The sequence below is a fragment of the Brucella sp. RRSP16 genome, from assembly GCF_052246815.1.
In the GTDB taxonomy this organism is placed as follows: Bacteria; Pseudomonadota; Alphaproteobacteria; order Rhizobiales; family Rhizobiaceae; genus Brucella; species Brucella intermedia.
This window is the reverse complement of record NZ_JBQQAM010000002.1, coordinates 116,544-137,981: the sequence shown is the minus strand read 5'-3', so window position 1 is coordinate 137,981 and position 21,438 is coordinate 116,544. Positions and strand designations below refer to the sequence as shown.

Genomic DNA, 21,438 nt, shown 5'->3' with positions numbered 1-21,438 from the left:
ACTTGAGCAATCCGGTCCGTTTCAATAATGTGGCCGGGCAGCTAGGAGAAATGGCATTGGGTTTGGTTCTGAATCTGGACGGTAAAAAGAAACAGGAAGGATCGGTTCAGCCGCTCGTCGATCTGACGAAAGCCGATATGGCGCGGGTGAACGAGATGATCCTTTCCCGCGCCGGGTCCGATGTCGAAATGATACCGGAAGTTGCCAATCATCTGATTTCCTCCGGCGGCAAGCGCCTGCGTCCCATGATGACGCTCGCAGCCGCCCGCATGTTCGGCTACGAAGGCGATGGCCATGTGCGTCTCGCCACTGCCGTGGAGTTCATGCACACCGCAACGCTTCTGCATGACGATGTGGTCGACGAAAGCGATCTGCGTCGCGGCAAGAGCACGGCGCGCATGATCTGGGGCAATCAGGCGAGCGTTCTCGTCGGCGATTTCCTTCTGGGGCAGGCCTTCAAGATGATGGTCGACGTCGGCTCGCTCGACGCGCTGGACGTTCTGGCGACCTCGGCCTCGGTGATCGCCGAAGGCGAAGTGATGCAGCTTGCCGCCGCCAAGAACATGGAAACCACCGAGGACGAATATCTGGCGGTCATCAAGGCCAAGACTGCGGCGCTGTTTTCGGCTGCCGGTGAAGTTGGCCCGATCATCGCTGGCGCGCGGCCGGCGGATCGCGCAGCCTTGCGCGACTACGGCCTCAATCTCGGCCTTGCCTTCCAGCTCGTCGATGACGCGCTCGATTACGGCGGTTCGGCAGCCGATCTCGGCAAGAATACCGGCGACGATTTCCGCGAAGGCAAGATTACCCTTCCGGTTATATTGAGCTATCGCCGCGGCACCGACGATGAGCGCGCTTTCTGGAAACACGCGATCGAAGAGGGCGCTAGCGACGACGCATCCTTGCAGAAGGCCATCGGCCTGATGACGAAGCACGGCGCGATTGCCGACACGGTGCAGCGCGCGCGGCATTTCGGCGAGATCGCCCGCGACGCCCTGGCGCCTTTGAAAGCGACGCCGCAGAAGGACGCGCTGATCGAAGTCATCGATTTCTGCATCAGCCGTGTGAACTGACCGGCCCGCATCCTTGCAGGCCAAGAATACTCGGGAAAAGCATTCTATCACGGATGCTTTTCTTGCCCCGCCATCCCAAAAAGGCCATGCTTGGGGTGCCTTTTCCGGCAAAGAGACAGCGTGCCCGGCACTTCGGAGCTTTTGTGGTTTGCTTGCCGGTATCTGTCACAGGAATTTGAGAAGAGGATAGGGCTTTATGCGGCAAGGATCGAAATACCGCCCGCTTTATGGTTTGCTGCTCTCGCTTCTGGCGGGAATTGCAATCCCGACAAGCGGCGCTTTGGCCAAGGCGACAACCGATCCTGCATCGCCCCCTGTCCGCGCCGGTTCGTTCGCCGGGGCATATCTTGCCGCCCGCACAGCCGAATCCGACAACAATCTCGCCGCTGCCGTGGATTTCTACCGTCAGGCCATGGCCTTCGACCCGGGCAATGCGCAGATCAAGCAGGACCTGCTGCTGGTCTTGCTGACCGAAGGCCGGTTCAACGACGCGCTGCCTCTGGCGGAAGAACTGAAGAATGTTCCCGACATAGAGCGGTTTTCCCGCGTGGCGCTGGCCATCGATGCGATCAATCGCAAGCAATATCGCAAGGTCGGTCCGCTTCTGATGCTGTCCCTGCAATCCGATATGGATCGTCTCTCGACCGGCTTCATGAGCGCATGGGTGAAGGTCGGGCAGGGCAATCCGAAACAGGCGCTCGCCGATATCCAGAAGATGCAGGGGCCGGAATGGTACGGCTTGTTCCGCACCTATAATTCCGCGCTGATAGCCGATCTTGCCGGCCAGAAGCAGGAAGCGCGTGATTTCTACCAGCAGGCAGTCGACGACAGGCCGGGCGGAAGTGCTGCGCCCGATACATATGAGCGCATCGTCATGGCCTATGCCTCCTTCAAGCTCCGTCAGGGCGACAAGGAAGGCGCGATCAAGATTTTGAAAGATGCCGAGGAGCTTCTGAACGGTCGCATGACGATCACGGAAATGCGCGAAAAGATCGAGGCTGGCGAGAAATACGGACGCCTGATCAAGACCGCGCAGGAAGGGGCCGCCGAGGCGCTTTATACGCTTGGAACCGCGATCAACCGCAGCGGCGCGGAAGCGTTCGCCAAGCTGTATCTGCAGATGTCGCTGCCGCTGCGCCCGGATAATGATGCGACGCTTTATCAGTTGGGCGATATTTCCGCGAAATTACGCCAGCCGGAAAAGGCCATCGAATATTATGGCCGCGTGCCGGAAAAATCGCCTTACCGCCGCGATGCCGAGATGCAGCGTGCGCTCAATCTGGCCGAAAACAGCCAGTCGGCGGAAGCCATCAAGCAGCTCAAGATCCTGCTGGAACGCGACAAGACCGACATGCGCACCTATCTGGCGCTCGGCGGCGTCTATGCGCAGGACAAGAATTTCGCCGACGCGGCGAAAATTTATGATGCTGCCGTCCAACAGATAAAGACGCCGGAACGCAAGGACTGGCCGGTCTTTTATCAGCGCGGCATTGCCTATGAACGCTTGAAGGAATGGGACAAGGCGGAGCCAAATTTCCGCAAGGCGCTTGAGCTTTATCCCGACCAGCCGCAGGTCCTGAATTATCTCGGTTATTCCTGGGTCGACCGCGGCGAGAATCTCGATGAAGCGCTGGGCATGATCAAGAAGGCGGTCGAACTGCGACCGCAGGACGGTTATATCGTCGACTCGCTCGGCTGGGCATACTACATGCTCGGACGCTATCCGGAAGCGGTGATCGAACTGGAAAAGGCGGTCAAGCTTCGCCCAGAAGATCCGACGATCAATGATCACATGGGTGACGCTTACTGGCGCGTCGGGCGGCTTCTGGAAGCGACGTTCCAGTGGAACCATGCAATTGCAGGCAAGCCCGAACCCGAAGAACTGGTCAAGATCGAGGAAAAGCTCAAGAAGGGGCTGCCCGATGTCGCGGGCCAATCATCGGCCAAGACGGAAAAGCCTGCCGAAGACAAGCCTGCTGCGGATTGAGAATTGCTGCGCCCTCGCATAGGCGGCGGTGCACAGCGCTTTCACTCTTCGTTGCGAGGCGCGTCTTGATCGAAATCGCTTCCTGTTCTTAGGCGTGCGTTTCACAGCGGAAGGCGGGAGACAGATGTCGGGCTGACCGCTTGCAGCGGGTCTCATTTTCGTGGCGATGATGTGTTGAGGGACGTCGCCACCATTCGCAACACCAGCAGCCAGAATGCCGGCATTGGCGCAAGCCCGGATGAATTTTACTCTGGCGCGCTGCTCTGCTGCGGCATTCTCCGGCCAGCTCAAAAGGCATGACAACAATACCTCGTCTAAATCCGAAGGCTCAAACAAGGGCCAGTGCTTAAGCAGAAACCATTCTGCATTGCGTGCAGATGCAATATTATATAATAAATTATTCGATTTTACTACTACTGGCTTATTCCAAGTCACATGAAAACCTGTTGATTCCAAAATTGAAAGTGCCGTTTATCAAGATTCATGTGCGCTTTAAATAAGCAACTATTAGTATGTTATTTTGTATATTTAATTTCCGTTTTAATCATAAAGAACGTTATTATGTTTGGGCGATTGCATATGTCCGGTCTGGCCCGGTGCCGCAATGTTTGCCGGTCTGGCGCTTTCAGCGATCAAATGTCATGCTTGACCCTGCGGTGCTGACAAATTAGACCGGGCCATCATTTCAATTACGAGGCCCGACCCCGTGTCCAGTACGTTGCCAGCACATATGCATCCCACCCGTTCCTTTCAGGGTTTGATCCTGACGCTCCATAACTATTGGGCGGAACACGGTTGCGCCATTCTGCAGCCATACGACATGGAAGTGGGCGCGGGTACGTTCCACCCGGCAACGACGCTGCGCTCGCTGGGGCCGAAGCCGTGGAGGGCTGCCTATGTGCAGCCGTCGCGCCGCCCAAAGGACGGCCGCTATGGTGAAAATCCCAACCGTCTCCAGCACTATTACCAGTATCAGGTGATCATCAAGCCGTCGCCGCCGAACCTTCAGGATCTTTATCTCGGTTCGTTGCGCGCGATCGGTCTCGACCCGACGCTGCATGACGTGCGCTTCGTGGAGGACGACTGGGAAAGCCCGACGCTTGGGGCGTGGGGCCTCGGCTGGGAATGCTGGTGCGACGGCATGGAAGTGTCGCAGTTCACTTACTTTCAGCAGGTCTGCGGCATTGAATGCTCGCCGGTTTCCGGTGAGCTGACCTACGGTCTCGAACGCCTCGCCATGTATGTGCAGGGCGTGGACAATGTTTACGACCTCAACTTCAATGGTCTCGAAGGCGACGAGAAGGTCACCTATGGCGAAGTGTTCCTGCAAGCCGAGCAGGAATATTCCCGCTACAATTTCGAAATGGCCAATACCGAGGCTTTGCATCAGCATTTTATCGATGCGGAGCGCGAATGCGAAGCCATTCTGAAAGCCGGTGCTCCGGCACCTGACGCCAATCATAAAATGCACAAGAGCGTTTTCCCGGCCTACGATCAGTGCATCAAGGCATCCCATGTCTTCAATCTGATGGATGCGCGCGGCGTGATCTCGGTTACCGAGCGCCAGAGCTACATCTTGCGCGTGCGCAATCTCGCACGTCAGTGCGGCGAGGCATTTCTGCTCACCGATGCAGGCGGCTTTAATTACAAGAATGAGGCTCTGTGATGCCTGATCTACTGCTCGAACTCTTTTCCGAGGAAATTCCCGCCCGCATGCAGCGCAAGGCTGCCGGTGATCTGAAAAAGATGATTACCGATGGTCTGGTGGAAGCTGGTTTAACTTACGAAGCGGCGACCGCCTACTGGACGCCGCGCCGTCTGGCGCTTGATATTCGTGGCCTTACCGTGCGTTCCAAGGACGTGCACGAGGACATCAAGGGCCCGTCGGTCACAGCACCCGAGCAGGCCATTCAGGGCTTTCTGCGCAAGGCAGGCCTGACGGATGTATCGCAGGCGCACGTGCATTCCGACCCGAAGAAGGGCGATTTCTACGTCGCCCATCTGACGAAGCCGGGCCGCGCTGCGGAAGAAATTGTCGCCGAGCTGGTGCCGCATACGATCCGCAATTTCCCATGGCCGAAATCCATGCGCTGGGGTGCGGCTTCTGCCAAGCCGGGTTCGCTTCGTTGGGTGCGTCCGCTGCAGTCGATCCTCTGCACTTTCGGCCCTGAAACAGAGGAAACCGTGGTCATCGATTTCGATGTCGACGGCATCAAGTCGGGCAATGTGACCTACGGTCATCGTTTCCTGAGCGACGGTCAGGCAATCAAGGTGCGCCGTTTTGAGGATTATGTCGAAAAGCTCGAAAAGGCTTTCGTGGTTCTCGACGCCGAACGCCGCAAGGAAATCATTTCGCAAGACGCGCATAATCTCGCCTTCGCTTCCGGCCTTGAGCTGGTCGAGGACGAGGGACTTCTGGAAGAGGTGTCTGGTCTCGTCGAATGGCCGGTCGTGCTGATGGGCGAGTTCGAGGAAGAATTTCTGGCCATCCCGCCGGAAGTCATCCGCCTGACCATCCGCGCCAACCAGAAATGCTTCGTCACCCGCAAGCAGGGCGAAACGGAAGCCCTTTCCAACAAATTCATTCTGGTGTCGAACATCGCAGCCCGCGACGGCGGCACGGAAATCGCCTATGGCAACGGCAAGGTGGTGCGCGCGCGCCTGTCGGATGCGCTCTATTTCTGGCACACCGACCAGCACGATTTGCCCGACCTCGACAAGCTGGCCGCTTCGGCACAGAAGTTCGATCTCGACCTGAAGAAGCCGCTCGATCAGCGCATGGCGCGTCTGGATGCACTGAATGTGACCTTCCATGCCAAGCTTGGCACGCAAGGGCAACGCGTCGAACGCATTCGCGAACTCGCTGCCCAGATCGCGCCGCTGGTTGGTGCCGATCCAAAGCTTGCCACTCGTGCAGCCGTGCTCGCCAAGGCCGACCTCCAGACGGAAGTTGTCGGCGAGTTCCCTGAGCTTCAGGGCGCGATGGGCCGCAAATATGCGTTGCTTCAGGGCGAAAGTGACGCCGTCGCCGCAGCCATTGAAGAACATTACAAGCCGCAAGGCCCGTCTGATGTGGTGCCGAAGAACCCGGTTTCGGTTGCCGTCGCGCTTGCCGACAAGCTCGACACGCTGGTTGGCTTCTGGGCCATCGATGAAAAGCCGACGGGTTCGAAGGACCCTTACGCGCTTCGCCGTGCAGCACTGGGCGTGATCCGTCTCCTGCTGTCGCAGGAATGGAAATTCCCGCTGCTACCGCTTTTCCGTTCTGCCTTTGCCGCGCTGAAAGAGGGTCAGGTGCAGCGCAAGCTGCGCGAATTTGAAGCCAGGCTTGCTGCGGAAAATTCCGGCGATGTTGACGGCGAGCAGGATGTGGACAATGCCTTGGCCAGCTATGAAAAGCAGGCTCGTGCCGAGGCGGAAGCATCTTCCGAACCAGTGCTGGCCGATCTTCTCTCCTTCTTCCACGACCGTTTCAAGGTGCATCTGAAGGAAGAAGGCGCGCGTTACGACGCCATCGACGCGGTGCTGTCGCCGGAAGCCGACAATCTGCTGCTGGTCGCCCGCCGTCTGGAAGCGCTGATCGTCTTCATCAACGAGGAAGACGGCAAGAACCTGCTGGCAGGCACCAAGCGCGCCGCCAACATTCTCGCTGCCGAGGAAAAGAAGGGTACGAAGGTCGCCGACCACGTTGACCCGGCTTTGTTGCGTGAGGCGGAAGAAAAGGCACTGTTTGAAGCCGTCACTCTGGCTTCGAAGGATGCCGAAGCTGCCATTTCCCGTGAAGATTTCAACGGCGCGATGCTGGCGCTTGCCAAGCTACGCGGTCCTGTCGATACATTCTTTGAAAAGGTGCTGGTGAACGACGAGGACGAAAATGTCCGCGCCAATCGTCTGGCATTGCTCGACCAGATTCGTGCGGCTACCGGCAAGGTGGCGGATTTCTCGAAAATCGCTGGCTGATAATCAGCCACGTGCGGCTCCATTTTCCCTCATCCTGAGGAGCCTCCCTGAGCTTGTCGAAGGGAGGCGTCTCGAAGGGTTCGAGGGAAACGCACAGCGTCTGTCGCGCCCTTCGATTTTGCGCTTCGTCGCTCGATCCTTCGAGACGGCCCTGCGAGCCTCATCAGGATGAGGGACGAGGGGCTGGCACCATTTTTGTCTATTTCAGGCTGGGTCTGAGTTCGAGGGAACCCAGATCGGTTTCGCCCGATGCCGCTGCCCAGGCGTCGCCAACCACCCGCACCGGTTTGGCGGGGTCGAAATCCTCCGCTGGCGTGGCGGCGGGCTCTAGCAGATCATCCGGGACGGGCTGGCCTTGCATGCGGGCCATATAGGCGCGGGCGCGCTTGCGGCGTGCCTCGATTGCCTTCTGTGCGTCGAGTTCGGCGGCCTGCTTTTCCGCGCAGGGACCACAGACTGGCAGGCCGTTGGCCCCGATCCTGTCATAGCCGATATAGTCGATGGAGCCGACCTGATAAGTCGACGGCGCGCCTTCACTTCCGTTGGCGAACGCAATTGCGGGCAGTCCGATGGCCATTAGCGAAATAGCGATAAATCGCGATAACATTATTCACCTCACGCATGAATAAACGCACCATGCCCTGAAAAACCTAACAAAACGCAATTTTTCATGCGCAATCATGATCGTCTTCCCGTGATTGTGCCCGGACGGAGGCCGAGCTTGCTTGCGCAGGGGCCTCAGCTTGTGTAGGCAGAACAGGCTTAACTTGGGACGCCCGAGAGGCGGAAAACCAGTGTCCGATATAGTCAAATTCGATGATGAGGCGGTCCTGCGCGCAGTGGAAGTGCTGCGGCGCGGCGGTCTCGTCGCCATTCCGACCGAGACAGTCTATGGCCTTGCCGCAGATGCGTCCAACGGCGAGGGCGTGGCCGGTATCTTCGCGGCCAAGGGACGCCCGCAGTTCAATCCGCTGATTGCCCATGTAAGCGGCATTGCCATGGCCGAGCGCTATGTCACTTTCGACGCTCTGTCACGCAAGCTTGCCGAAATGTTCTGGCCGGGGCCGCTCACCATCGTGCTGCCCCTGAAAGACCGGCAGGATACGGGTCGGCCAATTCATCCTCTCGTGACCGCAGGGCTGCAAACCCTCGCCATCCGTATGCCGCTTGGCCGCGTGCGCGATATCATCGAGGGGCTCGACAGCCCGGTGGCTGCGCCAAGCGCCAACACCTCAGGCCGCATCAGCCCGACGAGCGCGAGCGCAGTCGCGGGCGATCTCGGCAACAGGCTGGACCTGATCCTTGATGCAGGCCCTTGTGGCGTCGGGGTTGAATCCACCATCGTCAAGGTTGACGGCAACAGGGTGCATCTGCTGCGTCCGGGCGGGCTGGCTGCGGAAGAAATCGAGGCTGTGATTGGCGAAAAGCTGGTGCGTGCCGACCACACTTCCGCAATTCAGGCACCGGGCATGATGGCATCGCATTATGCGCCTGACGCGGCGATGCGGCTCGATGTTGGTTCGGTGCGGCCGGGTGAGGCGCTGCTTGCCTTCGGCCCGCAGCGCGTGGCTGGTGCAGAAGGCGCGGCAACGATCTTGAACCTGAGCGCCAATGGCAATTTGCGTGAGGCAGCGGCCAATCTGTTCGATTTCATGCGCAGGCTGGACGCGACAGGTGCCGCCACCATCGCTGTCGAACCCATCCCTTTTGACGGTCTCGGCGAGGCCATCAACGACCGTTTGAAACGCGCGGCGGCCCCGCGTTAATCCTCCCTTGAATTCAAGAGACAGACTATGCTGGACACCGCTCTGATCGAACGTTTCTCCGCCATCGTGGGCGAAAAGAATGCGCTGACCGCGCCGGAAGATCTCGCCGCTTATCTCATCGAGCAGCGCGATCTCTATCATGGCCGCACGCCGCTTGTTCTCCGTCCGGGCTCGACGGAAGAAGTCGCAGCCATCATGAAGCTTGCCAGCGAAACGAAGACACCGGTGGTGCCGCAGGGCGGCAATACCGGTCTCGTCGGCGGGCAGCAGCCCGATGAAAGCGGCACGGCCATCATTCTTTCGCTGGGCCGCATGAACCGCATCCGCAATCTTGATACGGTTGGCAATCTGGTAACGCTGGAAGCGGGCGTGATTCTGAAAAACCTTCAGGACGCCGTGGAAAAAGCCGGTCGCCTGTTTCCGCTGTCCTTGGGTGCGGAAGGCTCGTGCCAGATTGGCGGCAATCTTGGCTCCAATGCTGGCGGCACGGCAGTGCTTGCCTACGGCAATATGCGCGAGCTTTGCCTCGGCCTCGAAGTCGTGCTGCCGACCGGCGAGGTTTTGAATGATCTCCGCTACGTCAAGAAGGACAATACCGGCTACGACCTGAAAGACCTATTCGTGGGCTCGGAAGGCACGCTTGGCGTCATCACGGCGGCGGTTTTGAAAATCTTCCCCCAGCCGAAGGGCAAGGGCGTGGCTTATGCGGGCCTGCGCAGTCCGGAAGACGTGCTGCGACTGTTCCAGCTTGCCACCGAACACGCTGGCCCATCGCTGACCGGTTTTGAACTGATGCCGCGCGTCGGCGTGGAGTTTACCGTGCGTCACGTCGATGGCGTGCGCGATCCGCTTGAAAGCCCGCATGACTGGTATGTGCTGATCGATATTTCTTCTTCCCGCTCGGAAGAGGATGCGCGTGCGACGCTGGAAACGATCCTCACCGAAGCTTTCGAGAACGACATCATTCAGGATGCCGCCATCGGTGAAAGCGTGGCGCAGGCGCAATCCTTCTGGAAGATGCGCGAGGAAATGTCCTGGGCGCAGAAGCCGGAGGGCGGCTCGATCAAGCACGATATTTCCGTGCCGGTCGCTTCCATCCCCGCCTTCATCCAAGAGGCCAATGCCGCGACGCTGGAAATGATCCCCGGCGCGCGCATCGTCTGTTTCGGCCATATCGGTGATGGCAATTTGCACTACAATGTTTCGCAGCCGGTGGGTGCCGACAAGGAAGCCTTCCTGGCGCGCTGGCACGAGCTGAATCATCGTATTCACACGATTGTTGCGAGCTATACGGGGTCGATCTCGGCGGAACACGGCATCGGCCAGCTCAAGCGTGAGGAACTCGCCTTCTTCAAGCAGGATGTCGCGCTCGACCTCATGCGCCGCATCAAGGCGGCCTTCGATCCGGCAGGCATCATGAACCCCGGCAAGGTTCTGTAAGGTCCGCATTATTACGGAAACAAGACGGGCGGTGTTTACCGCCCGTTTCTTTTAGTAAACGCTTATTCAGAAGAATTTCCGAATTCTTACACATGGTTGCATTCTGATAACCAAAGCCGAAGCCAAGGAAAAGTTAACTTAACTCATTAAGCCCGTCGGTAATAAACCGCGCCTATTCTCTGTCTCAACAAGGGCAAAAGCCCAACCGGGAAACCGGACATGAGACAGAGAGACAGAGGCGTCGAAAATGATGAGCAAGGGACTGAAGCCCGATTGGGCAGGACGGGAATTGCGGCTCGATCCGTTTCATTTTCCGCAGGTCGTGACCTATGCGACCCGCGACGGCAGCAGCGACGTTACCTTCACCATCAACGAGCGCGGCGCGGTGATCCGGCAGGTTCTGCCTTCAAGCGGCCTGCCGATGTCGATCGCGCTTCCTGCCAACGCATTTCTGGGCGTCGCCGCCCGCGCGGTGGAAGATGAGTTCGGCGAAATCACGGTGACGCTGGAGCTGATGCACGAAGATCCGCAGCTTTCCGTTCCCCTGCTTGTCGCGCATGACCTGACCGACGTTGCCGCCGACTGGCGCGCATGGGCCGCAAGCTTCAATCTGCCGATGATGCTGGTTGAGGAAGACGGTGTTGCCCGCCCGCTTTATGAAAGCACCGGCGCTGTTCGCACCGGCCAGCCGCAGGCGCGCCGCCAGGGACAGGAGCCGCGCCGTCGCCGCCCGCGTTTTCTCGCTCGCCGCAAGACGGGCACGCTTGGCGTCCGTCTGGTGATCTCGGGCAAGGAAATCATTGCGCGGAACTGAAATAGAGCATTTCCAGCAAAAGTGTGAAGCGGTTTTGCGTGAGGCAAATGCGGCAAGCCAGAGCATTTCCAGCAAAAGTGCGAAGCGGTTTTGCGTGAGGCAAATGCGGCAAGCTAATAACTTTGGCTGACCTCCAAAAAGCCCCCGGATGTTCTTGGGGCGCATTCCGAAAAGATGCGCCCGTAAAAGAAACATCCGGGTTTATTTTTTCCGGCTCAGAAATGCCATGACAGCCTCGCGGGCCTCATCCGAGGTAAGCCGTTCGGCAAAATGTCTGGCCTCCCGCGCGATGCGCTCGGAAACTTTTTCGGCGGGCATGCGTATCAGCGCGCGGGCAATCTGCATGGCCTGCGGAGGCTTGGCGGCTATTTCTTCCGCCGCCTTCATCACTTCCGCTTCCAGCGCATCATCGGCTACGACCCGATAGACGATACCGGCTTCCTGTGCGGCTTCCGCGGTGAAACCATGGCCAAGCGCCAACAACGCAAAAGCCTTCTGGTGTCCCATCAGCGGCGGGGCGAGCAGGCTGGACGCAGCTTCCGGCACAAGGCCGAGATCGACGAATGGCGTGCGGAACAAGGCGTGCGGTGTTGCAAATGTCAGGTCACAATGCAGGTGGATGGTCGTGCCGATGCCGATGGCAAGTCCGTCGACGCCGGAAACGATTGGCTTTTTCGCGCTGGCAAGAGCGTTCAGAAAATCCAAAACCTCGTTGCCAAGGTCGCCGCCCGATGCCGCAACCATGAAATCCTGCATGTCGTTGCCGGACGAGAACGCACCCGGCACGCCAAGAAACACATGCACACGCACCGCGTCATCGGCGTCGCCATCCTTGAGCGCTTTTGCCATGGTCGCATACATGGCGCGCGTGATGGCGTTCTTCTTGTCGGCCCGGTTGAGACGGATGATCTGGATCGCGCCTGTGCGCTCGATCAGGATATGTTCGCTCATGCTTACGCCTCCAGCGCAGATTTGGCGGCGGCAAGGCTGGCGGCGCCGGTTATGACGGTATCCTTCAGGGAGGAAACTTCGGCGAGCATGTTTTCCGCGAAGAAGCGGCTCAGGACCGCACGTCCGCTGTCGTCACCGGCAAGCGCCGCGCGCGCCAGATAGGCACCGCCTGAAACGAGCGACAAGAGGCGCTGGTAAGGCGTGGCCCCGGCAAGGGCTGCCTCAAGCTGGCCGTCCGCTACTGTCTTTTGCAGCCATTCGGTGGCTTCGCGGGCCTGGGCGATCGCCGTGGAAAGACGTGCGCCGGTTTCGCCCAGTTCCGGGCGATTGGATGCGCTGGCCTTGTCGGCATCTGCCTGCAATTCTTCAAGGAAGCCCTTGATATGTTCACCTTGCCCAAGCGGCAGCTTGCGCACCACAAGGTCGATGGCCTGTATGCCGTTGGTGCCTTCATAGATCGGCGTGATGCGGGCATCGCGCAGCAACTGTGCTGCGCCCGTCTCTTCGATGAAGCCCATGCCGCCATGAATTTGCACGCCCAGCGAAGCGACATCCACACCTGCATCGGTGGCAAAACTCTTGGCGAGCGGCGTCAGCAGCCCGGCGCGGTCTGACCAGAACTGCTGGTCTGCGCCATCCGTCGCATGGCTCATGTCGATGGCATGGGCGCAGGAATAGGTGATGGAGCGGGCAATCTGCGTCAGCGCCTTCATGGTGAGCAACATGCGGCTCACATCGGGATGCTCGATGATCGGGCTCATGCCTTGCTTCGGATCAGCACCGATGGCGCGGCCCTGTTTGCGCTCCTTGGCATAGCTGAGCGCCTGCTGGTAAGCCGCTTCGGCAACGCCGACGCCCTGAATGCCAACCAGAAGGCGGGCATTGTTCATCATAGTGAACATGCACGCCAGTCCGCGATTTTCCTCGCCGATCAGATAGCCGACGGCACCCTGTTCCTCACCTTTAACGAAACCATCGCCATAGATCATGGTGCAGGTTGGGGAGGCATGGATGCCCATCTTGTGCTCAAGGCCGGAGCAGAACAGATCGTTGCGGCGTCCGAGCGAACCGTCTGCGTTGACGAGGAATTTCGGCACGAGGAAAAGCGAAATGCCCTTGGTTCCAGCCGGGGCATCGGGCAGGCGCGCCAGCACCAGATGCACGATATTGTCGGTCAGGTCATGCTCGCCATAGGTGATGAAAATCTTCTGGCCGAAAATGCGGTAAGTGCCATCGCCGGCGCGTTCGGCACGGGTGCGAAGTGCGCCGAGATCGGAACCAGCCTGCGGCTCGGTCAGGTTCATCGTGCCCATCCACTCGCCGCTGATGAGCTTTTCGAGATAGACGTCCTTCAATTCCTTCGAGGCATGCTTTTCGAGCGCTTCGACCGCGCCCATGGTCAGCGTCGGGGCGATGGCGAAGGCCAGCGTGCCGGAGTTCCACATTTCGCTGACAGCCACCGACATCGTCATCGGCAGGCCCTGGCCGCCATATTCCGGCGTGCCGGTCAGCGAGTTCCAGCCGCCTTCGATCCAGTCGCGGTAAAGCTCTTTCCAGCCCGGCGCGGTCGTGACAACACCGTCCTTGACGGTCGCGCCGTGCTTGTCGCCGGTGATGCGCAGAGGTTCGACGCGCTCTGCGGCAAACTTGCCGGCTTCCTCCAGAATGGCGGCGGCAAGATCGGCGGAAAATTCAGGGAAGCGGTTGTCATCGAGGGCTTTTTCCAGCCCTGCAACCTTCATCAGCGTATGGGAAATTTCAGAAACCGGCGCGCGATACATCTTTCCTCCAAATATGATTTACCAGTGGATTGAATTCGACGTTTGAATCCCGACTGACACACAGGTTGTCTCAAACGTCGAATTCGAAAAATCCACTAGATACATAAAGTTACTAGTGGTCCTTTTGATTCCAACATTTGCTCGGCGCTTGAACCGAGGGATGCAAATGTTGGAATCAGACCACTAGCTTCTCCTCAGAAGCCTCCTGCATCGGCGCTGTTCGCATTCCGGCAGGCGCCAAAACGACCATCCGACATAAGAGCTATCGGCTTATTACGTAAACGTCAATGTTTTCGATGCACGTCATCGTGATGGGACAGCAGATGGCCATTCACGGGCAACAGCCCTCCGTCGCGACGACGAAGGCGCTTAAAAAAGAAGAATTACTGCGCGTCAATTGCAGGCTGTCGGTGACGTCAGGACCGCTTCTCACGCTCCACGGCACGCCAGCCGATATCGGAGCGGTAGAAGCCCTCCGGCCAGTCGATGCGCTTCACGGCTTCATATGCGCGTGCTTGCGCTTCTGCGACCGTGTCGGCGATGGCCGTGACATTCAGCACGCGCCCGCCATTGGCAATAATGTTGCCGTCCTTCTGCGCCGTTCCAGCATGGAAAACCTTGACGCCATCGATGCCTTCGAGCTTGTCGAGATCACGGATGACGCTGCCCTTCTTCACATTGGAGGGATAGCCTTCCGCAGCCATCACCACCGTCAGCGCTGGCTGATCCTTCCAGTCGAGCGAAACTTCATCCAGCTTGCCGTCCACGGCAGCATTGATGAGCGCGAGAAGGTCGCTGTTGAGGCGCATCATCAGTACCTGGCATTCCGGATCACCGAAACGGGTATTGTACTCGATCAGCTTTGGGCCGTCCTTGCCGATCATAAGGCCGAGGAACAGGATGCCGGAGAAAGGCGCGCCGATTTCCGCCATGCCGCGCATGGTCGGTTCGATCAGTTCACGCATCGTGCGTTCAACGATTTCCGGGGTCATGACCGGGGCAGGTGCATAGGCACCCATGCCGCCTGTATTCGGACCGGTGTCACCGTCGCCGACGCGCTTGTGATCCTGCGCCGAGCCAAGCGGCAATGCCGTCTTGCCATCGCAGATGCAGAAGAAGCTTGCTTCTTCGCCGTCCAGAAATTCCTCGACCACCACTTCGGCACCGGCGGAGCCGAATGCGCCCTCGAAGCACGCGTCCACCGCGTCGAGCGCTTCATCGAGCGTCATTGCTACAACCACGCCCTTGCCCGCGGCAAGCCCGTCGGCCTTCACAACGATCGGCGCACCCTGCTGGCGGATATAGGCCTTGGCCTTGGGCGCATTGTTGAAGCGACCATAGGCGCCTGTTGGAATATCGAAGCGCGCGCAGAGATCCTTGGTGAAGCCCTTCGAGCCCTCAAGCTGTGCCGCAGCCTTGGAGGGGCCGAACACGCGGATACCCTCACTGCGCATTTCGTCGGAAAGGCCAGCCACGAGCGGCGCTTCCGGCCCGACGACGACGAGATCGATCTTCTTGTCCTTGGCGAAGGCGATCAGCGCCTTGTGGTCATCGGCGCTGATGTCGACCAGTTCCGCAACTGTCGCAATGCCCGGATTGCCGGGTGCGCAATAGAGCTTTTCGAGCAGTGGAGAGGCGGCAAGTTTCCATGCCAGGGCGTGCTCGCGTCCACCGGAACCGATCAACAGAACTTTCATGCCTTGCTCCCTGCGCTTGAGGTAAGTAAACACTTAACTACCCGGCTCTCTATTGCCCATCGCACACGCGGGCAAGGGCAGGCTCGCGATTTTTCCAGAAAAAGCGGGTAGAGTCGTTCAGTTTCGAGAAAGCAGACGACCATGCAGCATCCGCAAACTAACCCACAGGTCAATTCTGGCATCCAGTCCCGCGATGCGCGCGGACGGGTGAAGGATGCTCCTTCCGGCCATTGGGTATATCGTGTCCTGCCGCATTGGCTGTGGCCCTACGCGCAGCTTGCCCGCTGGGACCGTCCCATCGGCTGGCAGCTCCTTCTCTGGCCCTGCTGGTGGTCGGCTGCGCTCGTGGCAGGGGCGGGCGCCAAGCCCGGCGATGGTGCATGGGCCGTGTTGCCGTCGTTCTGGCATCTGTTTCTGTTTCTGGTCGGCGCCATCGCGATGCGCGGTTCCGGCTGCACTTATAACGATCTGGTCGATCAGGATATTGATGACAAGGTGGACCGTACTCGCTCGCGTCCTCTGCCCTCGGGACAGGTAACACGCGGTCAGGCCAAGCTGTTTCTGGTTTTGCAGGCGCTCGTCGGCCTCGTGGTCGTTATGCAGTTCAACTGGTTTTCCATCGGGCTTGGTATTTTCTCGCTTCTGATCGTCGCTGCCTATCCCTTCATGAAGCGCATCACCGACTGGCCGCAATTCGTGCTCGGTCTTGCTTTCTCATGGGGCGCGCTCATGGGCTGGGCTGCGGTCGAAGGCTCGCTGAGCCTTGCACCGGTGCTGCTCTATATCGGCGCCATCCTGTGGACGATCGGCTATGACACGATCTACGCGCATCAGGACAAGGAAGATGACGCGCTGGTGGGCGTGCGTTCCACGGCGCGTCTTTTTGGCAAGCATACCAAGACGGCGCTGATGGTGCTCTATGGTGGTGCGATCGGCTTCTTTGCGGCGGCTTTCGCCGTAGCGCAGGTGCCGATGCCAGCTCTTGCCGGATTGCTTGCTGCGGGCGTGCATCTCTATCGCCAGATCATCGTGCTCGATATCGACAATCCCGACCAATGCCTGAAACTGTTCAAGTCCAACAATATCGTCGGCTGGCTGATTTTCCTGGGGCTTGTTCTCGGAAGCCTCTGGGTGGCGGTCAAGCCGCTGGTATAACAAGAAAGGCCACTGTTTTCAGTGGCCTTCTTGTTATCAGGTTACGGATAGAGTCGATCCTTGTTCCAGTCGCCCTCCGGCGAGGGCCGTGTGAAAAGCACGCGGTCATGCAGGCGGAAGGCACGGTCATGCCAGAATTCAATCGAGACGGGGCGGATACGGAAACCCGACCAGTAGGAGGGGCGAGGAATATCGCCGATGGCATATTTCGCCGTATATTCCGCAACCGCCTTTTCCAGCGCGAAACGGCTTTCCAGCGGACGTGACTGCTTGGATGCCCATGCGCCGATGCGGCTGCCGCGCGGGCGCGAGGCGTAATAGGCATCGGCTTCGGCGTCGCTGACTTTCTCCACCGGCCCACGCACGCGCACCTGACGGCGCAACGTCTTCCAATGGAAGCACATGGCGGCTTTTTCCGCCGACAGGATTTCCTTGCCCTTGGTGCTTTCATAATTGGTGTAGAAGACGAAACCCTGCTCGTCAAAATCCTTCAGCAGCACCATGCGCACATTGGGCAGGCCATCCGGGTCAACCGTCGCCAGCGCCACCGCATTGGGATCGTTCGGTTCGCTTTGTTTGGCGTCGGCCAGCCAGTCGGCAAAGAGCTTGAACGGCTGGGAGGATTCGGTGAAGTCGTCGCTTGCGTTTGTCATTTTGGATTTTCAACAGCCTGTCGGAAATGCGCGGATCATCCTGCAAGAGAATCCCCGCCGGAGACACCCCAATGGTGCGGGTCGGGACGGAGCTTCTTCGATAACCGCCTCTTTGTCCATGGCCTTGCCGGGATGCGTCGTCGCAGGGGCGCTTTACTTGAGGGGGAACTTCTAGTAGGGCGCCCGTTCAAGGTCGGGCTATGCCAAAACTCGATTTCCTGACGCTTTACATCGTAATTTTCTTAAATTCGCTGACGGTCTGCATCATCTGGACCGCCATCGCCTTCTCTTACCGCAAATTCAGACCGGCCAGGCTCTGGCTGCTTTCGACGACGCTCCTGCTGGTTGGAGGCTTTGTTCTTTCGCTGCAAGGCAATGAAGGTGCGTTCTGGCCCGCCGTTATCGGCAACACCATCATCATCTATGGCTTCTGCCTGGCCTTTATCGGCGCCCGCTACTTCTACGGCCAGAAAGGCGGCTGGCGGATGGCGGTGGGAATATCGCTCGCAAGTTTCGCCGTCATGGCCGCGTTTCATGCGAGCTGGCAGGGGCGGAACATCGCCTATGCGGTGGGCCAGTCGGTGCCCATGGCGATGACGGTATTCTATCTGGCGCGGCAAAAGAGCCTCGGTCTCGGCGGCCGGATCGCCATCATCGCCTTTTTGCTGGGTATCATCGGGCATGCCATCGAGACGTCGCTGAACATCGCCGCATGGGCGGGAGAGTTCGACCAGTCGCTTTATTTTTCCATCGAAAGTTATGCGCTGGTCTGCGTGATCTATAGCGGCATGATCTGGAACTTCGGTTTCATCGTCATGGCGATGAATCGTCTGCACGGCGATATGGCAAAGGTCGCGGAGACCGACGAACTCACCGGGCTCCCGAACCGCCGCCATTTCATGAAAAGGCTGGCGAGAGCCGAATTCGCATTCAGTGAAGACGGGGTCGCCTATACCGTCATGCTGATCGATATCGACAATTTCAAGCATTGGAACGACACATATGGCCATGCGCTGGGCGATCAGGCGCTTGTGCATTTCGCCGATGTCGGGGTCGACATCCTCAATCGCCGCGGTGTGCTGGCGCGCTTTGGAGGCGATGAGTTCTCGATTCTGCTGCCCGGGATGCATGAGCATGAGGCGACGGAAATCGCCCGTGAAATCGTCGGCGCAGTCAACCATACGCCGCTTGTTTTCAACGGGCGGAAACTCATCTTGACGGTCAGCATCGGCATTGCGAGCGAAGAACCGCGTGATGAGAGGAGTGACCTTGACGTTTTTGCGCGGGCCGATCTTGCGCTCTACAAGGTAAAGCAGGGAGGCCGGAACGGTTATGCTACCCGTACAACGACGGTGAACGCACCGCGTTCTTCTTTCTCCGGAAGGTCGCTGGCTGTTGGATGAGCGATAGCTGGCCTGAAGGACGCAGAGAATTGGGGGCATCATTTGCCGGCCGCATAAAGTATGGAGTTGGGCGTTGTGCTCCGATTCCGATTTGTTTACCTTTCCGGCACACCGCTTGTTAACTCAAGTTCACCCATAATCCCTGCATCTTTAGCGTGTAGAACAAGGGAATAGCGTTGGCCGTCGATACGCTTCGCCATAAAGTAAATTTCTGGAGTCCGTGCCGTGGCGCCAAGGTGCTGCGCGAGGCTGCGATCGGCCTATGCCTCTTCTCGCTTGCCGGTTGCGCCATGGGTGGGGTGAGCATCGAAAAGGCTGTTCCTGATTCTTCCACGATCACCGGATCCGTGAAGCAATCGCAGCCGGTCGAGACCGATACCGGCAAGCTTTCCGATCAATCCGCCATAAAGAACGTCGTTTCCGCGCTCAACTTCACGCAATGGGGAAAGAAGCCCGTTCCGTGGGCCAATCCCGATACGGGCAGCCAGGGCACCATCACCACGATTGCCGAGAACAACAAGAACAATCAGCTCTGCCGCGAGTTCGAAACATCGCGTGAAGCTTTTGACGGTGTTTCTATTTATCGCGGTGAAACCTGCATGGAGCGCGGCGGTCAATGGACGGTAACTTCTTTCGCGCCGATCTGAAAAGAAAAGCCTGCCCTGACTGGAACTTTGCCGGTCAGATGCGCATATTGTGGGCAACGAATCTTGTTTATCTCACAATTATTTCCTGAAAGAGGAACTATATGCGCGATCCCTATAGCGTGCTGGGCGTCGCCAAAACGGCGAAGCCCGAAGAAATAAAATCGGCTTTTCGCAAACTGGCCAAAAAGCACCACCCGGATCAGAACAAGGATGATCCGAAGGCGCAGGAGCGTTTTGCAGAACTGAATCAGGCCTACGAAATTCTGGGCGACAAGGACAAGCGCGGGCAATTCGACCGCGGCGAGATCGATGCCGAGGGCAAGCCCGCTTTCCAGGGCTTTACAGGCGGGCAGGGCTTCGGCGGCGCCCATGGCGACCCGTTCGCCGGCTTCCGGCAGGGCGGCGGCAACAGCCATTTTGAATTTCGCTCCGGTCCCGGCGGCTTTCAGCAGGGCGGCGGCTTCGGTGGTGCAGAAGATATCCTGAACGATCTTTTCGGCGGAGCTTTCGGTGGCGGTGCCCGCGCAGGCGGCGCACGGCAGCGCGGCCCCGCGAAGGGAGCCGATCTTTCGGCATCCATCGATATCACGCTGGAACAGGCCGCCGGTGCTGAAAAGGTCGAGGCGGTTTTCCCGAACGGCAAGCATCTCAAGATCAAGCTGCCGAAATATGTCGAGGACGGTCAGACCATTCGCCTGAAAGGGCAGGGCGAGGCATTGGTGGGCGGAACGGCTGGCGATGCGCTGGTAACGATTCACTTCAAGGTGCATCCCCGGTTTCGCCTGGAGGGGCGTGACGTGCACGTGGATCTCCCGGTCGAGCTTTCCGATGCCGTTCTTGGCGGCAAGCAGGAAGTGGAGACCCTCGACGGCCGGATTGCGGTGAAAATACCGGCATGGTCGAGTTCGGACCGCGTTCTGCGCCTGAAGGAAAAGGGCCTTCCGCTCAAAGCAGCCGGACGTGGCGATCTTTACGTGCATGTGCGGATCATGCTGCCGGAAGGTGGCGACAGGGAACTCGAAGAATTCCTGCAAAAACGCAAACAAGCCTGAACAGGTCTTCAATCGTTTGAAGCCGGGTGTTGTCTCTTTGCGGCAGTAAAGTGACAATGCCCGGCTTTTTCACTGCAATTGCTTGAAGGAGAGCCGAGGCTGTGCGATAGGGCAACTAGTTAATTGTTTTCAATGAGGACCCCTAATGACCGCACAGTCAGGTTTGTTGCAGGGCAAGCGTGGATTGATTCTGGGCGTCGCCAACAACCGCTCCATCGCATGGGGTATTGCGAAGGCCGCTCGTGATGCAGGCGCAGAGCTCGCATTCACCTATCAGGGCGATGCATTGAAGAAGCGTGTCGAGCCTCTGGCTGAAGAGCTTGGCGCATTCGTTGCCGGACATTGCGATGTGGCGGATGCTGCCAGCATCGACGCTGTTTTCGAGACGCTTGAAAAGAAGTGGGGCAAGCTCGACTTCGTCGTGCACGCCATCGGCTTTTCCGACAAGGATGAGCTGACGGGCCGCTATGTCGATACGTCGGAAGCCAATTTTACCAATACGATGCTGATTTCGGTCTATTCCCTGACGGCGATTTCGCGCCGGGCGGAAAAACTGATGGCCGATGGCGGTTCGATCCTGACGCTGACCTATTACGGCGCCGAAAAGGTCATGCCGAACTATAACGTCATGGGCGTGGCCAAGGCTGCTCTCGAAGCAAGCGTCAAGTATCTGGCGGTTGATCTCGGACCGCAGAACATTCGCGTCAATGCGATTTCGGCCGGTCCGATCAAGACGCTTGCCGCTTCAGGCATCGGCGACTTCCGTTATATCCTCAAGTGGAACGAGTACAACGCGCCGCTGCGCCGTACCGTCACCATCGAGGAAGTGGGCGATGTCGGCCTTTATTTCCTTTCCGACCTGTCACGTTCGGTGACGGGCGAAGTCCACCACGCGGACAGCGGCTATCATGTCATCGGCATGAAGGCGGTTGACGCTCCGGACATTTCGGTCGTGAAAGACTGAAGCAGCGAATACGAAATCCCGAAATGTTGACCGCTTCTCGGGATTTTTCTTTTTCTTTCCCGGTGCGGGAAAGCTATCCAGACATTGACTGACGG

The 21,438-nt window shown here is 58.7% G+C and carries 17 protein-coding genes; 12 read left to right on the top strand and 5 right to left on the bottom strand.

Annotation, left to right across the window (positions count from 1 at the left end; all coding sequences use genetic code 11):
* Positions 1–56: 56 nt before the first annotated feature.
* The 4 genes from ACS5UA_RS03825 to glyS all read left to right on the top strand — a co-directional run bounded on the left by ACS5UA_RS03825 (position 57) and on the right by glyS (position 7,020).
* On the top strand, positions 57–1,073 hold the full coding sequence (locus ACS5UA_RS03825) for a polyprenyl synthetase family protein (RefSeq protein WP_006470645.1): 1,017 nt from the start codon (positions 57–59) through the stop codon (positions 1,071–1,073).
* 196 nt (positions 1,074–1,269) lie between these two features.
* On the top strand, positions 1,270–3,060 hold the full coding sequence (locus tag ACS5UA_RS03820) for a tetratricopeptide repeat protein (RefSeq protein ID WP_006470646.1): 1,791 nt from the start codon (positions 1,270–1,272) through the stop codon (positions 3,058–3,060).
* A gap of 730 nt (positions 3,061–3,790) precedes the next feature.
* Positions 3,791–4,726, top strand: coding sequence for a glycine--tRNA ligase subunit alpha (locus ACS5UA_RS03815; protein WP_006470647.1), 936 nt, complete (start codon positions 3,791–3,793; stop codon positions 4,724–4,726).
* Positions 4,726–7,020 (top strand): glycine--tRNA ligase subunit beta, encoded by a 2,295-nt coding sequence (gene glyS, locus ACS5UA_RS03810; RefSeq protein WP_443101181.1) that lies wholly within the window; start codon positions 4,726–4,728, stop codon positions 7,018–7,020. Before ACS5UA_RS03815 ends, glyS begins: the two co-directional genes overlap by 1 nt.
* A gap of 199 nt (positions 7,021–7,219) precedes the next feature.
* Here the strand turns inward: glyS and ACS5UA_RS03805 are convergent, their stop codons facing one another.
* Positions 7,220–7,627, bottom strand: coding sequence for a hypothetical protein (locus ACS5UA_RS03805; RefSeq protein ID WP_443101180.1), 408 nt, complete (start codon positions 7,625–7,627; stop codon positions 7,220–7,222).
* A 187-nt stretch (positions 7,628–7,814) separates the two neighbouring features.
* On the opposite strand from ACS5UA_RS03805, the gene ACS5UA_RS03800 reads away from it, so the two are divergent.
* The 3 genes from ACS5UA_RS03800 to ACS5UA_RS03790 all read left to right on the top strand — a co-directional run bounded on the left by ACS5UA_RS03800 (position 7,815) and on the right by ACS5UA_RS03790 (position 11,040).
* Entirely contained in the window at positions 7,815–8,786 is a 972-nt protein-coding gene (locus ACS5UA_RS03800) for an L-threonylcarbamoyladenylate synthase (protein WP_443101179.1), read from the top strand.
* A 27-nt stretch (positions 8,787–8,813) separates the two neighbouring features.
* Positions 8,814–10,226, top strand: coding sequence for an FAD-binding oxidoreductase (locus ACS5UA_RS03795; RefSeq protein WP_443101178.1), 1,413 nt, complete (start codon positions 8,814–8,816; stop codon positions 10,224–10,226).
* A gap of 247 nt (positions 10,227–10,473) precedes the next feature.
* The gene (locus ACS5UA_RS03790; RefSeq protein WP_006470652.1) at positions 10,474–11,040 is read left to right on the top strand and encodes a DUF6101 family protein; all 567 of its coding nucleotides are present in this window, start codon (positions 10,474–10,476) and stop codon (positions 11,038–11,040) included.
* Positions 11,041–11,241: 201 nt separating this feature from the next.
* On the opposite strand, the gene ACS5UA_RS03785 is transcribed toward ACS5UA_RS03790, so the two are convergent.
* From ACS5UA_RS03785 to purD, 3 genes are all read right to left on the bottom strand, one after another.
* Entirely contained in the window at positions 11,242–11,991 is a 750-nt protein-coding gene (locus ACS5UA_RS03785; protein ID WP_006470653.1) for a crotonase/enoyl-CoA hydratase family protein, read from the bottom strand.
* Positions 11,992–11,993: 2 nt separating this feature from the next.
* Positions 11,994–13,772, bottom strand: coding sequence for an acyl-CoA dehydrogenase (locus tag ACS5UA_RS03780; RefSeq protein WP_176055906.1), 1,779 nt, complete (start codon positions 13,770–13,772; stop codon positions 11,994–11,996).
* Between the two features lie 416 nt (positions 13,773–14,188).
* A complete protein-coding gene (gene purD, locus ACS5UA_RS03775) occupies positions 14,189–15,469 on the bottom strand; it encodes a phosphoribosylamine--glycine ligase (protein ID WP_443101177.1) in 1,281 nt (426 codons plus the stop codon).
* A gap of 141 nt (positions 15,470–15,610) precedes the next feature.
* Between purD and ubiA the strand changes: the two genes are divergently transcribed.
* A complete protein-coding gene (gene ubiA / locus ACS5UA_RS03770) occupies positions 15,611–16,624 on the top strand; it encodes a 4-hydroxybenzoate octaprenyltransferase (RefSeq protein ID WP_443101176.1) in 1,014 nt (337 codons plus the stop codon).
* Between the two features lie 41 nt (positions 16,625–16,665).
* Here ubiA and pdxH read toward each other — a convergent pair whose 3' ends face one another.
* Positions 16,666–17,277 carry a pyridoxamine 5'-phosphate oxidase gene (gene pdxH, locus ACS5UA_RS03765; RefSeq protein ID WP_006466183.1) on the bottom strand — a complete coding sequence of 204 codons (612 nt, stop codon included), beginning with the start codon at positions 17,275–17,277 and terminating at the stop codon, positions 16,666–16,668.
* A gap of 200 nt (positions 17,278–17,477) precedes the next feature.
* On the opposite strand from pdxH, the gene ACS5UA_RS03760 reads away from it, so the two are divergent.
* The 4 genes from ACS5UA_RS03760 (at position 17,478) to fabI (ending at position 21,343) form a co-directional block, all read left to right on the top strand.
* Complete coding sequence (locus ACS5UA_RS03760) at positions 17,478–18,680, top strand: GGDEF domain-containing protein (protein ID WP_443101175.1); 1,203 nt, start codon at positions 17,478–17,480, stop codon at positions 18,678–18,680.
* 236 nt (positions 18,681–18,916) lie between these two features.
* Complete coding sequence (locus ACS5UA_RS03755) at positions 18,917–19,327, top strand: RT0821/Lpp0805 family surface protein (protein WP_244634795.1); 411 nt, start codon at positions 18,917–18,919, stop codon at positions 19,325–19,327.
* Positions 19,328–19,428: 101 nt separating this feature from the next.
* Positions 19,429–20,379: a DnaJ C-terminal domain-containing protein gene (locus ACS5UA_RS03750; protein WP_025089671.1), complete on the top strand. Its 951-nt coding sequence runs from the start codon at positions 19,429–19,431 to the stop codon at positions 20,377–20,379.
* 145 nt (positions 20,380–20,524) lie between these two features.
* Positions 20,525–21,343 carry an enoyl-ACP reductase FabI gene (gene fabI / locus ACS5UA_RS03745; RefSeq protein ID WP_006466187.1) on the top strand — a complete coding sequence of 273 codons (819 nt, stop codon included), beginning with the start codon at positions 20,525–20,527 and terminating at the stop codon, positions 21,341–21,343.
* The last annotated feature ends 95 nt before the right edge of the window (positions 21,344–21,438 follow it).

Excerpts from the sequence above, each read along its gene's own strand:
- ACS5UA_RS03820 (WP_006470646.1), top strand. The coding sequence starts at position 1,270 with ATGCGGCAAGGATCGAAATACCGCCCGCTTTATGGTTTGCTGCTCTCG.
- ACS5UA_RS03815 (WP_006470647.1), top strand. The coding sequence starts at position 3,791 with ATGCATCCCACCCGTTCCTTTCAGGGTTTGATCCTGACGCTCCATAAC.
- glyS (WP_443101181.1), top strand. The coding sequence starts at position 4,726 with ATGCCTGATCTACTGCTCGAACTCTTTTCCGAGGAAATTCCCGCCCGC.
- ACS5UA_RS03805 (WP_443101180.1), bottom strand. The coding sequence starts at position 7,627 with ATGTTATCGCGATTTATCGCTATTTCGCTAATGGCCATCGGACTGCCC.
- ACS5UA_RS03795 (WP_443101178.1), top strand. The coding sequence starts at position 8,814 with ATGCTGGACACCGCTCTGATCGAACGTTTCTCCGCCATCGTGGGCGAA.
- ACS5UA_RS03790 (WP_006470652.1), top strand. The coding sequence starts at position 10,474 with ATGATGAGCAAGGGACTGAAGCCCGATTGGGCAGGACGGGAATTGCGG.
- ACS5UA_RS03785 (WP_006470653.1), bottom strand. The coding sequence starts at position 11,991 with ATGAGCGAACATATCCTGATCGAGCGCACAGGCGCGATCCAGATCATC.
- ACS5UA_RS03780 (WP_176055906.1), bottom strand. The coding sequence starts at position 13,772 with ATGTATCGCGCGCCGGTTTCTGAAATTTCCCATACGCTGATGAAGGTT.
- purD (WP_443101177.1), bottom strand. The coding sequence starts at position 15,469 with ATGAAAGTTCTGTTGATCGGTTCCGGTGGACGCGAGCACGCCCTGGCA.
- ubiA (WP_443101176.1), top strand. The coding sequence starts at position 15,611 with ATGCAGCATCCGCAAACTAACCCACAGGTCAATTCTGGCATCCAGTCC.
- pdxH (WP_006466183.1), bottom strand. The coding sequence starts at position 17,277 with ATGACAAACGCAAGCGACGACTTCACCGAATCCTCCCAGCCGTTCAAG.
- ACS5UA_RS03760 (WP_443101175.1), top strand. The coding sequence starts at position 17,478 with ATGCCAAAACTCGATTTCCTGACGCTTTACATCGTAATTTTCTTAAAT.
- ACS5UA_RS03750 (WP_025089671.1), top strand. The coding sequence starts at position 19,429 with ATGCGCGATCCCTATAGCGTGCTGGGCGTCGCCAAAACGGCGAAGCCC.
- fabI (WP_006466187.1), top strand. The coding sequence starts at position 20,525 with ATGACCGCACAGTCAGGTTTGTTGCAGGGCAAGCGTGGATTGATTCTG.